Source organism: Pseudomonas berkeleyensis, assembly GCF_014109765.1.
Lineage (GTDB): Bacteria > Pseudomonadota > Gammaproteobacteria > Pseudomonadales > Pseudomonadaceae > Aquipseudomonas > Aquipseudomonas berkeleyensis.
Map to the genome: position 1 here is coordinate 222,013 of NZ_CP059139.1, position 11,831 is coordinate 233,843.

At 65.6% G+C, this 11,831-nt stretch carries 13 protein-coding genes; 10 read left to right on the forward strand and 3 right to left on the reverse strand.

Translation table 11 applies throughout. The features are described 5' to 3' along the window. Positions 1-2: 2 nt before the first annotated feature. Together glcE and glcD are read right to left on the reverse strand one after the other, a co-directional pair. A complete protein-coding gene (gene glcE / locus HS968_RS01030) occupies positions 3-1,058 on the reverse strand; it encodes a glycolate oxidase subunit GlcE (protein WP_182369763.1) in 1,056 nt (351 codons plus the stop codon). After that, positions 1,058-2,557, reverse strand: a complete 1,500-nt coding sequence (gene glcD / locus HS968_RS01035) for a glycolate oxidase subunit GlcD (RefSeq protein ID WP_182369765.1) — start codon at positions 2,555-2,557, stop codon at positions 1,058-1,060. Before glcD ends, glcE begins: the two co-directional genes overlap by 1 nt. A 225-nt stretch (positions 2,558-2,782) precedes the next feature. Here glcD and glcC point away from each other — a divergent pair, with 225 nt between their 5' ends. Then, a complete protein-coding gene (gene glcC / locus HS968_RS01040; protein ID WP_106737758.1) occupies positions 2,783-3,556 on the forward strand; it encodes a transcriptional regulator GlcC in 774 nt (257 codons plus the stop codon). A gap of 70 nt (positions 3,557-3,626) precedes the next feature. Here the strand turns inward: glcC and flgA are convergent, their stop codons facing one another. Next, the gene (gene flgA / locus HS968_RS01045) at positions 3,627-4,241 is read right to left on the reverse strand and encodes a flagellar basal body P-ring formation chaperone FlgA (protein WP_407681672.1); all 615 of its coding nucleotides are present in this window, start codon (positions 4,239-4,241) and stop codon (positions 3,627-3,629) included. 282 nt (positions 4,242-4,523) lie between these two features. Between flgA and flgB the strand changes: the two genes are divergently transcribed. The 9 genes from flgB to HS968_RS01090 all read left to right on the forward strand — a co-directional run bounded on the left by flgB (position 4,524) and on the right by HS968_RS01090 (position 11,828). Continuing rightward, positions 4,524-4,877, forward strand: coding sequence for a flagellar basal body rod protein FlgB (gene flgB / locus HS968_RS01050; RefSeq protein WP_106737757.1), 354 nt, complete (start codon positions 4,524-4,526; stop codon positions 4,875-4,877). Positions 4,878-4,879: 2 nt separating this feature from the next. Next, positions 4,880-5,308 (forward strand): flagellar basal body rod protein FlgC, encoded by a 429-nt coding sequence (gene flgC, locus HS968_RS01055; protein ID WP_106737756.1) that lies wholly within the window; start codon positions 4,880-4,882, stop codon positions 5,306-5,308. Next, positions 5,308-5,985, forward strand: coding sequence for a flagellar hook assembly protein FlgD (gene flgD, locus HS968_RS01060; protein WP_119692430.1), 678 nt, complete (start codon positions 5,308-5,310; stop codon positions 5,983-5,985). Before flgC ends, flgD begins: the two co-directional genes overlap by 1 nt. 36 nt (positions 5,986-6,021) lie before the next feature. Next, complete coding sequence (flgE, locus tag HS968_RS01065; protein WP_119692429.1) at positions 6,022-7,209, forward strand: flagellar hook protein FlgE; 1,188 nt, start codon at positions 6,022-6,024, stop codon at positions 7,207-7,209. Positions 7,210-7,218: 9 nt separating this feature from the next. Further along, positions 7,219-7,950: a flagellar basal body rod protein FlgF gene (locus tag HS968_RS01070; RefSeq protein ID WP_182369767.1), complete on the forward strand. Its 732-nt coding sequence runs from the start codon at positions 7,219-7,221 to the stop codon at positions 7,948-7,950. Positions 7,951-8,144: 194 nt separating this feature from the next. Further along, complete coding sequence (gene flgG / locus HS968_RS01075) at positions 8,145-8,930, forward strand: flagellar basal-body rod protein FlgG (RefSeq protein ID WP_119692428.1); 786 nt, start codon at positions 8,145-8,147, stop codon at positions 8,928-8,930. A 5-nt stretch (positions 8,931-8,935) separates the two neighbouring features. Next, a complete protein-coding gene (gene flgH, locus HS968_RS01080) occupies positions 8,936-9,598 on the forward strand; it encodes a flagellar basal body L-ring protein FlgH (RefSeq protein WP_106737751.1) in 663 nt (220 codons plus the stop codon). A 10-nt stretch (positions 9,599-9,608) separates the two neighbouring features. Continuing rightward, the gene (locus HS968_RS01085; protein WP_106737750.1) at positions 9,609-10,703 is read left to right on the forward strand and encodes a flagellar basal body P-ring protein FlgI; all 1,095 of its coding nucleotides are present in this window, start codon (positions 9,609-9,611) and stop codon (positions 10,701-10,703) included. A 3-nt stretch (positions 10,704-10,706) separates the two neighbouring features. Then, entirely contained in the window at positions 10,707-11,828 is a 1,122-nt protein-coding gene (locus tag HS968_RS01090; protein ID WP_182369769.1) for a lytic transglycosylase domain-containing protein, read from the forward strand. The last annotated feature ends 3 nt before the right edge of the window (positions 11,829-11,831 follow it).

Here is an 11,831-nt window from a genome sequence, read left to right on the forward strand (position 1 = left end):
TCTTAGACCTCGGCGTACATGCGGCCAGGGTTGAAAATACCCTGGGGGTCGAGCTGGTTCTTCAGCTGGCGCTGGTAGCGCAGCAGCATTGCTGCCAGCGGCTGGAAGGGTTGCGTCTGGCCGGCGGCGAAGCAGGTTGCATGACCGCCGAGCTTGGCCGTCACGCGCTGGATCAGCTCGCCGTCGGCGTCGGTCTTCAGCCAGCGCTGCGCGCCGCCCCAGTCGATCAACTGGCGGCCGGGTACATCGAGCAGGCCGCTATTGGCCGGCAGCGACAGGCGCCACAGCGTGCCGCTGGCGCTGAAGAACGGCAGGCGTTGTTCGCGCAGTTCATGCCAGTAAGCGTTGTCGATCTCTTCGCCGCCCAGGCGCTGGCGCGCGGCCAGCACCGAGCCCTCGCCACCTTCCAGGCGCAGGTGCAAAGCTGCACCGTCGTGGCTGGCGGCGCTGATCGGCAGCGGCTGCTGGCCCCATTCGGCGAGCTTGTTCAGGGCATACAGGGCGTCCACTTCCAGGCGCAGGCTGAGCACCTGGCGCGGTTTGGGCAGCACCTTGAGCGAGACTTCGGCGAGCAGGCCGAGGCAGCCGAAGCTGCCGGCCATCAGGCGCGACAGGTCGTAGCCGGCGACGTTCTTCATCACCTCGCCGCCGAAGCGCAGCAGCTTGCCCTGGCCGGTGATCACGCGGGTGCCGAGCACCTGGTCACGCACCGAGCCGGCCCAGGGGCGGCGCGGGCCGGATAGCCCGGCGGCGACCATGCCGCCGAGGGTGGCGCCGTCGCCCAGGTGTGGCGGCTCGCACGGCAACATCTGGTTGTTGGCCTCCAGCGCGGCCTCGATCTCGGCCAGCGGCGTGCCGGCGCGGGCAGTGAGTACCAGTTCGGTGGGGTCGTAGCTGACAATCCCGCGATGCTGGCGAGTATCCAGCACTTCGCCGCTGGTGGCGCGGCCCAGGTGGGCCTTGCTGCCGCTGCCCTGGATGCGCAGCGGGGTGGCGCTATTCAGCGCGTGGTTGACCTGTTCCAGCAGCGCGGCGCTGGCATCGAAATCATGCGACATCAGAAGCGCTCCAGTTCCGGGAAGGGCAGTTGGCCGTGGTGCACGTGCATGGCGCCGAACTCGGCGCAGCGGTGCAGGGTGGGGATGTTCTTGCCCGGGTTGAGCAGGCCGGCCGGATCGAACGCCGCCTTCACCGCGTGGAACAGGTTGATTTCGTCGCTGTTGAACTGCGCGCACATCTGGTTGATCTTCTCGCGGCCCACGCCGTGCTCGCCGGTGATGCTGCCGCCGACCTTGACGCAGAGTTCGAGGATCTTGCCGCCGATGGCTTCGGCCCGCTCCAGCTCGCCGGGTAAGTTGGCATCGAAAAGAATCAGTGGGTGCATGTTGCCGTCGCCGGCGTGGAACACATTGGCCACGCGCAGGCCGTACTCCTCGGACAGCTCGGCGATGCCGCGCAGCACGCCGGGCAGCTCGCGGCGCGGGATGGTGCCGTCCATGCAGTAGTAGTCCGGCGAGATGCGCCCGACTGCGGGGAAGGCGTTCTTGCGCCCGGCCCAGAATTTCACCCGCTCGGCCTCGTCGCGGGCCAGGCGCACTTCGGTGGCGCCGGCCTTTTCCAGTACGCCACGCACGTGCTCGCAGTCGTCGGCGACGTCGGCTTCCACGCCGTCCAGTTCGCAGAGCAGGATGGCTTCGGCCTCCACCGGATAACCGGCGTGGATAAAGTCCTCCGCCGCGCGGATAGCCAGATTGTCCATCATCTCCAGGCCGCCGGGGATGATGCCGGCGGCGATGATGTCGCCCACGGCGCGACCGGCCTTTTCCACCGAGTCGAAGGCCGCCAGCAGCACCTTGGCCACCTGCGGCTTGGGCAGCAGCTTGACCGTCACCTCGGTGACGATGCCAAGCATGCCTTCGGAACCGGTGAACAGTGCCAGCAGGTCGAAACCTGGCGCGTCCAGGGCGTCGCTGCCGAGGGTCATGAACTCGCCCTCGACGGTGAGGATGTCCACCTTGAGCAGGTTGTGCACGGTCAGGCCGTACTTCAGGCAATGCACGCCACCGGCGTTCTCGGCGACGTTGCCGCCGATGGAGCAGGCGATCTGCGAAGACGGATCGGGGGCGTAATACAGGTCGAAGGGCGCGGCGGCCTGGGAAATCGCCAGGTTGCGCACGCCGGGCTGGACGCGGGCGAAGCGGCCTTCGCGGTTGATCTCGAGAATCTGGTTGAAGCGCGCCATCACCAGCAGGATGCCTTTCTCCAGTGGCAGTGCGCCGCCGGACAGGCCGGTGCCGGCGCCACGCGCCACGACCGGCACGCCACGGGCGTGGCAGAGCTTGAGCAACTGCTGCACCTGCTCGATACGCTCGGGCAGCACCACCAGCATCGGTGTGGTGCGATAGGCGGAAAGGCCATCGCACTCGTAAGGCTTGAGGTCTTCCTGGGTGTGCAGGATGTCGAGGTCGGGCAGGCGCTGGCGCAGCTCGGCCAGCAGGGCGGCCTTGTCGACCTCGGGTAGCGCGCCGTCGACGCGCTCGTCGTACAGAATGCTCATGGCAGGCTCATGGCTCGTGTTGTTGTTATGGAGACTCAGGCTGCGACCATGGGCTGCACGCGCATCTGCGTCCACCCTATTCGGTGCTGGTATGACCAGTTTCTTTCGCCAGGCTTTCACACGATTTCAGCCGAAAGGCTTATGCTCTGTGGCCTAAGTTGCCTTGATCAGGCGAACTGAGGGGTAGTTGAAGAACTGGTACGACCAGTGGGTGGAGGAGGCAAAATGGCGGTTAATCCGGAAACTGCACGGCGACAGGTCAGCGACGTGGTGGCCGAGCGCATCGAGCGGCTGATCGTCGACGGTGTTCTCAAGGTGGGCCAGCCATTGCCGTCGGAACGGCGCCTGTGCGAGAAGTTGGGCATCTCCCGCTCGGCCTTGCGCGAGGGGCTCAAGGTGCTGCGTGGGCGCGGCATCATCGAGACCGCGCAGGGGCGTGATTCGCGAGTGGCCAAGCTCAGCGGCGAGCGTGACGCCAGCCCGCTGATGCACCTGTTCAACTCGCAGCCGCGCACCCTCTATGACCTGCTGGAGGTGCGTGGCCTGCTCGAAGGCGAGTCGGCGCGCCTGGCCGCCCTGCGTGGCACCGATGCGGATTTCGTCCTGCTCACCCGGCGCTACGAGGAAATGCTCGCCGCCCATGCCCAGCAGACACCGGTCGATCCGCGCGAGCATGCGCGCCTCGACCATGCGTTCCACCTGGCCATCTGCGAGGCTTCGCACAACCCGGTGCTGGTGCACACCCTGCAGTCGCTGACCGACCTGATGCTCAGCACCGTGTTCGCCTCGGTGAACAATCTCTACCACCGCCCCGCGCAGAAACGGCAGATCGACCGTCAGCATTCGCGGCTGTACCACGCCGTGATCGAACGTCTGCCCGAGCAGGCACAGCGTGCGGCGCGTGATCACATCAACAGCATCCGCGACAACCTGCAGGAGATCGAGCAGGAAGAGCAGCGCCTGGTGCGCGCGACCATGCGCTTGGAAGGCTGGGCGTAGGGCGGGAGAAACCCGCCTGATGATGGGTGGCGGGTTGCACCCGCCCTACACTGCGAGCTTTCGGCGCTCTCTAGCGAAAGGTGCTGGTCACCACCCCGTCTTCCACCACCTGCGCCTCGATCACCTTCTGGCTGCCGAGGTTGCGCACGCGGATCACTTCGCCCTCACGGCCGTTGGCCAGCGCCTCGCCGGTGGCCGAGGCAGAGATGCCGTCCTGGCTGGCGACGATGGTCACCTGCTGACCGCGGCGGATCAGCAGCGGTGCGGTGAGCAGGTTCGGCGCGATCAGCTGGCCAGCGCGTACGCGGCGCTTGGCGCCCTGGCCGAGTACCTCGTCGACGCTGTTGTAGAAGCCCCGCGGCGCCTTGCCGATGTTCACTTCCTGCATTTGCAGCTGCTCGCGGCTGATGGTCTGGCCACGCTCGATCACCCGTGCGGCATGTACCACTGGCAGGAATACGCTGGCCTGCACCAGCGCCGTGACGGTCCAGCCGGAAGCATCGGCGCAGCTCACGTCCAGACGCTGGCGTGAGAGGGGGGAGGGATCGTCACTGCTGACCGTCACGCTCAACGCCTGTGTGCAGGTTGGCAGGCGTTCGGCGCTGTTGAGCAAGGTGACGTTGAGGCTGTGGCGCTGGCCCTGCCAGGCCTGGCGCCTGGCTTCCTCGGCCAGCGTCTGCTGCATGTGCGCGGCGATGGCCTGGTCGATCTGGCTGGCGGCATCCGTCTCGGCCTGCGCGCTCACCGATGACAGCACGGCGAGGAGGAAAAGCAGCGACGCGCAGGCGGAAAAAGCCTTTCCGCTTTTCCTCCCGAGATCCGGGCGATGCGGAAAAAGGGCGACGTAAAGCGCCCGGATAATTCTGATAAATCCCTGATAAATCAATGCAATACGGCTCTCTTTGAGGTTGGGCACGCTTTGTGCTCAAGGCACTTGGGCACAACCTTGGGTGAAGGGTACCGGTGAATGAGTATACGGATTGATGACGTGGTGGGCCTGCATTCGCGAGCGCTGGAGCTGCGCATGCAACGCAGCGAAATCCTCGCCGCCAACCTGGCCAACGAAGATACGCCGGGCTTTCTCGCTCGCGACATCGATTTCGCTGGCGAGATGCAGCGGCTCGATCCGCAGCAGGGTTTGACCGCCAGCACGGCAGATCTCAAGTACCGCGTACCGACCCAGCCGTCGCAGGACGGCAACAGTGTCGAGTTGAGTGTGGAGCAGGCCGCGTTCTCCAAGAACAGCATGGACTTCCAGACCAGCCTGACCTTTCTCAGCATGAAATTCCGCGGCCTGAAACAGGCCATCGAGGGACGCTGATCATGGCTTTCGATTCCATCTACCGCATCGCCGGTTCGTCGATGAACGCGCAGACCGTGCGCCTCAACACCGTGGCCAGCAACCTGGCCAACGCCGACTCGGCCGCAGCCAGCGCCGAGGATGTGTACCAGGCGCGCAAGCCGGTGTTCGCTGCCGTCTACAACAACGACCAGCTGACCCGCAGCGCCGGCATGGGCGGTGCCCATGTGCAGGTGCTCGATGTGGTCAGTGCCGGGCGCGAGCCGGTGCGCCGTTACGAGCCGGACAACCCGCTGGCCGACGACCAGGGCTACGTGTTCTACGCCGACATCGACCAGATCGAAGAGATGACCGACATGATGTCGGCCACCCGCAGCTTCGAGACCAGCGTCGAAGTGCTCAACCGCCTGAAAAGCATGCAGCAAGGTCTGCTCAAGCTCGGAGAATCCTGATGGCCGCGGTCAGCAACAACAGCCAGAACACTTCCGCCTACAGCATCGATGAGGCGGTGAAGCAGTCGGTCAACGTCAGTGACGCGACCCAGCTGGAAAACAACTTCCTCACCCTGATGGTCGCGCAGATCCAGAACCAGGATCCGACCAAGCCGGTGGACAGCACCGAGTTCCTCAATCAGTTCGCCGCCATGAGCCAGGTCAAGAGCCTGGAAAACATGGCCTCGCTGAGCAAGAGCAATCTGGTGCTGCTGGACAACCTGCAGACCCTCACCGCCGCCGGCTTGGTCGGCCAGGAAGTGAAGGTCGCCACCGAGCAGCTGGAGCTGGGCGTGGACAAGGTCAAGGGCGAGATCAACCTGGAGCATGCCGCCGGCAAGCTGGCGTTGGTGGTCACCGACAGCAACGGTGTGAAGAAGGAAATCGACCTCGGCACCCAGGCGCCGGGTCGCGTGCCTTTCGAACTGGATCCTAAGGCGCTGGGGCTGGCACCGGGCAGTTACAAGGTCGAGGTCAAGAGCGACAGCGGCGAGTACCCCAAGGTCGAGGTGGCGGGTCGCGTCACCCAGGTGCGCGTCAGCGCCGAGGGGCCGGTGCTGGAAGTCATCGGCGTCGGCTCCGTGCCCTTCTACAACATCACCGAATTCGGCCAGACGCAGACCGCCGGTCTGCTCTGAACCTTCCCCTTCGCTCAATTCAAAGGTCCAGTCGCCATGAGTTTCAACATCGCCATGACCGGCCTCAGCGCCGTTAACGAACAGCTCAACACCATCAGCCACAACATCGCCAACGCCGGCACCACCGGCTTCAAGTCCTCGCGTACCGAGTTCGGCAGCATCTACGCCGATAGCCAGGCGATGGGCGTGGAAGTGCTGGCCACCACCCAGAGCATCAGCCAGGGCGGCTCTCTGGTCACTACCGGGCGTAGCCTGGATCTGGCCATCTCCGGCGGCGGCTTCTTCGTCACCCGCGACACCAATGGCGACCTGAGCTACACCCGCGCCGGCGTGTTCGGCGCCGACAAGAACAACAACATCGTCAACGCGGCTGGGCAGACCCTGCAGGGCTACCCGGTGGATGCGGCGGGCAACCTGCTGGTCGGCGCCATGGGCGATCTGCAACTGCAGAACGCCAACCTGCCGGCGCGCGCCACCGACACCCTGGCCTTCGTCATGAACCTGGATTCCAACCAGACCGTACCGGCCACCGCGCCGTTCGACCCGGCGGACGTGAACACCTACAACTCCACCTACACCACCAAGGTGTTCGACTCCCAGGGCAAGGAACACACCCTCACCCAGTACTTCGTGAAGACCGGCGACAACACCTGGGATGCCTACTACTACCAGGGCAACACCGCCGTCGGTGGCCCGCAGGCGCTGACCTTCGGCACCAACGGCTCGCTGGCCACGCCGGCCGGCCCGGTCAACGTCGGCTTCGCCCTGCCGGGTGTCGACCCGATGGCGATCGCCATCGACTACAGCAATTCCAGCCAGTACGGCTCCGACTTCGTCGTCACCACCAATCGTGCCAGCGGCTATGCGGCGGGTGAGCAGACCGGCCTGTCGGTGGAGAAGGACGGCATGGTTTACGCCAACTACAGCAACGGCCAGCGCATGCTTCAGGGCCAGGTGGCGCTGGCCACCTTCGCCAATGCCGGCGGCCTGAAGAACATCAGCGGTACTGCCTGGGTTGAGACCGCCGACTCCGGCGCCGCGCTGATCGGTGTGCCCGGTGTTGGCCCGTTCGGCGCGCTGGTGGCCGGCTCGCTGGAGAACTCCAACGTCGACCTGACGCAACAACTGGTCGGCCTGATGGAGGGCCAGCGCAACTACCAGGCCAACACCAAGGTGCTGACCACCAACAAAGAACTCACCCAAGTGCTGTTCGGCGCGATCTGAGGCTGACCCATGGACCGTCTCGGCTACACCGCAATGACCGCCGCCAGCCGCACCATGAGCTCGCTCACGGTGCGTGCCAACAACCTGGCCAACGTCAACACGCCCGGCTTCCGGGCCGATCTGGAGCAGGCCCAGGCCGTCGCTGTGGAAGGCTACGGCTACGACAGCCGGCACCTGGCGCGCGTGAAGAACAACGGCGTCAACCTGGCGCCCGGCGAGCTGATGGCCACCGGTCGCGACCTCGACGTGGCGATCCAGGGCCGTGGACTGTTCGCTGTCGAAGGTGATGACGGCGCCGAGCGCTACACCCGCAACGGTGCGCTGCAGGTCGATGCCGAGTTGCGCCTGACCCTCAACGGTCGCGCCGTGATGGGCGAGGGTGGCCCCATCGTGCTGCCCGAGTACGACAGCCTGCACATCGGCCGTGACGGCACCGTGTCGGTGATCCCGCGCGGCGATTTCGTCACCGCCGAGGTCGATCGCATCCGCGTGGTGGATGTCGATGCTGCCGATCTGAGCAAGGACGCCAGCGGCCTGCTGACGCGCACCGACGGGCAACCGGCCGAGGACATGGAAATACCGGTGCTGGTCTCCGGTTACCTGGAGGCGAGCAACGTCGGCGCCATCGATCAGCTGGTGGCGACCATGAGCTTGAACCGCCTGTTCGAGACCCAGGTGAAGATGATGAAGGCCGCCGAGGACCTGTCCGAAGCCGGCAACCGGATGATTCGCGGTAGTTGATGGGGCTGGACGTAGGGTGGGCTTCAGCCCACCTGGTTGCTCTGAAATGGTGGGCTGAAGCCCACCCTACCTACCAGCGCGGATCGCCGCCCGGCCCACCCTACGGGTGACCGAACACGACGAGTAGCCCGGATGTAATCCGGGAACCATTTCCCCGGATTGCATCCGGGCTACCAGTACCAAGGAGACAGCACATGAGTTCCGCACTTTGGGTCAGCAAGACCGGCCTGGCCGCCCAGGACAAGGCCATGAGCGCCGTGGCCAACAATCTGGCCAACGTCAACACCAACGGCTTCAAGAGCGACCGCGTGGTGTTCGAGGATCTGTTCTACGCCATCGAGAAACAGCCGGGCGCGCAGGCTGACGAGGTCAACACCGTGCCGTCGGGCATCCAGCTCGGCAGCGGGGTACGCGTGGCCGGTACGCAGAAGGTGTTCACCGAAGGCAGTATCCAGACCACCGGCCAGCCGATGGATCTGGCCATTGTCGGCGCCGGTTTCTTCCAGGTAGAGGCGCCCAACGGCGACATCTACTACACCGAGAACGGCCAGTTGCAGCTCAATGCCGAGGGCATGATCGTCAATTCCCAGGGCCTGCCGCTGACCCCGGCCATCGAAGTGCCGGCCGGCAGCAGCCGCTTCACCGTGGGCAGCGACGGCATCGTCACCGCCGTGCTGGCTGGCGACAGCCTGCCGTCCGAGCTGGGTCAGATCACCCTGGTCAACTTCACCAACCCGGGTGGCCTCGAAGCCCTTGGCGGCAACCTCTACCGCGAGACCGTGGCCAGCGGCGAGCCGGTCGAAGGCGTACCGGGCGAAGAGGGCCTGGGCAACCTCAAGCAGGGCGTGCTGGAAGGCTCCAACGTGCAGGTGGTCGAGGCCATGGTGGCGATGATCTCCATCCAGCGCGCCTACGAGGCCAACGCCAAGGTGCTCGACGCCGCGTCGGGCATGCAGCAGTTCCTCAACCAGACCGTGTGACCGCCATGAAGCGCCTGATCCCGCTCGCTCTGCTGCTGACTCTGGGTGGTTGTGCCAGCTTCAACGAGATGCTGCCCGACGAAGACTCGAGTCATTACGAACCCTTGCAACTTGACTACAGCGTGCCGCCAAGCACCGGTGGCGGGCTGTTTCGCAGTGGTTACAGCGGCTCGTTGATCGGCGACAAGCGCGCGGTGCGGGTCGGCGACATCCTCACCGTGGTGCTCGACGAGTCGACCCAGTCGAGCAAGAGCGCCGGCACCAGCTTCGGCAAGACCTCCAGCGCCGCCATCGGCATCCCCACCGTGCTGGGCAAGACCTACGACCGTCTGGAAAGCTCCGCCGAGGCCGAGCGCGACTTCAACGGTTCGGCGCGCAGTTCGCAGCAGAACACCCTGCGTGGCTCCATCGCCGTGACCGTGCACCAGGTGCTGCCCAACGGCACCCTGCTGATCAAGGGCGAGAAGGCTCTGCGCCTGAACCAGGGTGACGAGTACATCCGCCTGGTCGGCTTGGTGCGCATGGACGACATCAACCGCGCCAATCAGGTGTCCTCGCAGAACGTGGCCAACGCGCGGATTTCCTACGCCGGTCGCGGTGTGCTCAGTGACAGCAACTCGGCGGGTTGGCTGACGCGCTTCTTCACCAGCCCGCTGTTCCCGCTCTGAGGCCTGGATCATGATCAAACGCTCACTCGTCGCCCTGCTCCTGACCTGGCCGCTGTCGACCAAGGCCGTGCCGCTGATGGATCTGGTGGATATCGAAGGCATTCGCGGCAACCAGCTGATCGGCTATGGCCTGGTGGTTGGCCTGGACGGCACTGGTGACAAGAACCAGGTGCGCTTCACCAGCCAGTCGGTGGCCAACATGATCAAGCAGTTTGGCATCAACCTGCCGCCGAATGTCGACCCCAAGCTGAAGAACGTCGCGGCGGTGACCGTGACCGCGGAAATTCCGCCGTCCTACAGCCCGGGGCAGACCGTGGACATCACCGTCGCGTCGTTGGGCGATGCCAAGAGCCTGCGCGGCGGCCAGTTGCTGATGACGCCGCTGCAAGGCGTCGACGGTGAAACCTATGCCCTGGCCCAGGGCGCCATCGTCGTTGGCGGCCTGAATGCCACCGGGCAGAGCGGCTCCAGCGTGGCGATCAACTCCGCCAACAGCGGCCGCGTGCCCAATGGCGCCACTGTCGAGCGCATGATTCCCAGCGATTTCAGTACGCGTGACGAGGTCATGCTCAACCTGCGCCAGCCCAGCTTCCAGACCGCTGCCAAGGTGGTAGAGGCGGTCAACGGCCGCTTCGGCAGCGGCACCGCCAGTGCCCTGAACTCGACCAAGATTTCCATTCGCGCGCCGATCACCAGCACCCAGCGCATCGGCTTCATGGCCATGCTCGAAGGCCTGGAGGTGGAAGAGGGCCGCGAACGGCCACGCGTGGTATTCAACAGCCGCACCGGCACCGTGGTGGTCGGTCAGGGCGTGCGTGTGAAGGCCGCTGCGGTGGCCCATGGCACGCTTACCGTGACCATCAGCGAGAACCCGCAGGTCAGCCAGCCTAACGCCTTCTCCGGTGGCCAGACCGCTGTGGTGCCGCGTTCCGACGTCGCCGTCAGCCAGGACAAGAACGCCATGTTCAAGTGGCCCGATGGCGCCAGCCTGGACAGCATCATCAACACCGTGAACAGCCTCGGCGCCACCCCGGACGATGTCATGAGCATCCTCCAGGCGCTGGAGCAGGCCGGTGCCCTCAATGCCGAACTGATCGTGATCTGAGCCATGAGCATCGTTTCCCTCGCCCAACACATGAACAGCCACCGCGGCAGCGCCGACGGCATCGGCACCGCCCGCGAACAGCAGTTGCAGGCCGCGGCCGAGCAGTTCGAGGCCTTGTTCCTGCAGCAGATCCTCAAGCAGATGCGCAAGGCCAGCGACGTGCTCGCCGAAGGCAACCCGATGCGCAGTCGTGAGATGGACACCATGCGCGACTTCTACGACGAGGTGTTGGCCGAGACCCTGGCCGGACGCAAGCAGACTGGTATCGCCGACATGCTGGTCAAGCAGCTGTCCGGGCGCGCGGGTGAGGCGCCGGATCTGCAGGGCGCGGCGCTGGCTGCGCAGTCGGCCGAGCTGCCGCAGCGCTCCGGCAGCAGCCTGCTGGAGCCGCTGCGGGCGACCTGGCAGCGTGGCGTCGATGGTCTGGGCAAGGTCTGGGACAAGGGCTCGGCGGGCTTTCTCGCCTTGGTCGACAAGGTCATCCAGCAGGAGTCGGCCGGGCGCGTCGATGCCGTGTCGCCCAAGGGCGCCCGTGGCCTGATGCAACTGATGCCGGACACCGCGCGGGAGATGGCCGCCGAACTCGGTCTGCCGTTCGATGAGGCGCGCCTGACCAGCGATGCCAGCTACAACAAGCGTCTCGGCAGCGCCTACCTGGACAAGATGCTGCAGCGTTACGACGGCCACCAGGCCCTGGCGCTGGCGGCCTACAACGCCGGCCCCGGGCGCGTCGACGAGTGGCTGAAGGTCAATGGCGACCCGCGCAGCGGCGAGATCGGCACGGGTGCCTGGATCGAGCGCATTCCCTTCCAGGAAACTCGCGATTACACGCGCAAGATTCTCGGTGATCTGGCCAGCCGCGAAGCGCCGGCCAAGGACGAGGTGCAGCAGACCTCGCTCAGCGCGCAGACCCGTCAGCAACTGGCCAGCGCCCTGAGTGCCGACAGCGGCCTGTTGCTCGGTGCGGTCGCAGGCAAACAGGTATTGGCGCGTGACGAATTTAAGTCCGCCGAGGATTCCGTCGCCCTGTCTTCAGTAACAGCCCAATTCGCTGCCGACGACGCCCGTACCCCGCGTCTGGCGGCCTTCGCTCAGCCCATGCGCTTCGAGCGTCAGGAGTCCTGATTC

What these genes read in the sequence shown, in the direction of transcription:
- glcE (WP_182369763.1), bottom strand. Translation starts at nt 1,058, where the DNA reads ATGTCGCATGATTTCGATGCCAGCGCCGCGCTGCTGGAACAGGTCAAC.
- glcD (WP_182369765.1), bottom strand. Translation starts at nt 2,557, where the DNA reads ATGAGCATTCTGTACGACGAGCGCGTCGACGGCGCGCTACCCGAGGTC.
- glcC (WP_106737758.1), top strand. Translation starts at nt 2,783, where the DNA reads ATGGCGGTTAATCCGGAAACTGCACGGCGACAGGTCAGCGACGTGGTG.
- flgA (WP_407681672.1), bottom strand. Translation starts at nt 4,241, where the DNA reads ATGCAGCAGACGCTGGCCGAGGAAGCCAGGCGCCAGGCCTGGCAGGGC.
- flgB (WP_106737757.1), top strand. Translation starts at nt 4,524, where the DNA reads ATGAGTATACGGATTGATGACGTGGTGGGCCTGCATTCGCGAGCGCTG.
- flgC (WP_106737756.1), top strand. Translation starts at nt 4,880, where the DNA reads ATGGCTTTCGATTCCATCTACCGCATCGCCGGTTCGTCGATGAACGCG.
- flgD (WP_119692430.1), top strand. Translation starts at nt 5,308, where the DNA reads ATGGCCGCGGTCAGCAACAACAGCCAGAACACTTCCGCCTACAGCATC.
- flgE (WP_119692429.1), top strand. Translation starts at nt 6,022, where the DNA reads ATGAGTTTCAACATCGCCATGACCGGCCTCAGCGCCGTTAACGAACAG.
- HS968_RS01070 (WP_182369767.1), top strand. Translation starts at nt 7,219, where the DNA reads ATGGACCGTCTCGGCTACACCGCAATGACCGCCGCCAGCCGCACCATG.
- flgG (WP_119692428.1), top strand. Translation starts at nt 8,145, where the DNA reads ATGAGTTCCGCACTTTGGGTCAGCAAGACCGGCCTGGCCGCCCAGGAC.
- flgH (WP_106737751.1), top strand. Translation starts at nt 8,936, where the DNA reads ATGAAGCGCCTGATCCCGCTCGCTCTGCTGCTGACTCTGGGTGGTTGT.
- HS968_RS01085 (WP_106737750.1), top strand. Translation starts at nt 9,609, where the DNA reads ATGATCAAACGCTCACTCGTCGCCCTGCTCCTGACCTGGCCGCTGTCG.
- HS968_RS01090 (WP_182369769.1), top strand. Translation starts at nt 10,707, where the DNA reads ATGAGCATCGTTTCCCTCGCCCAACACATGAACAGCCACCGCGGCAGC.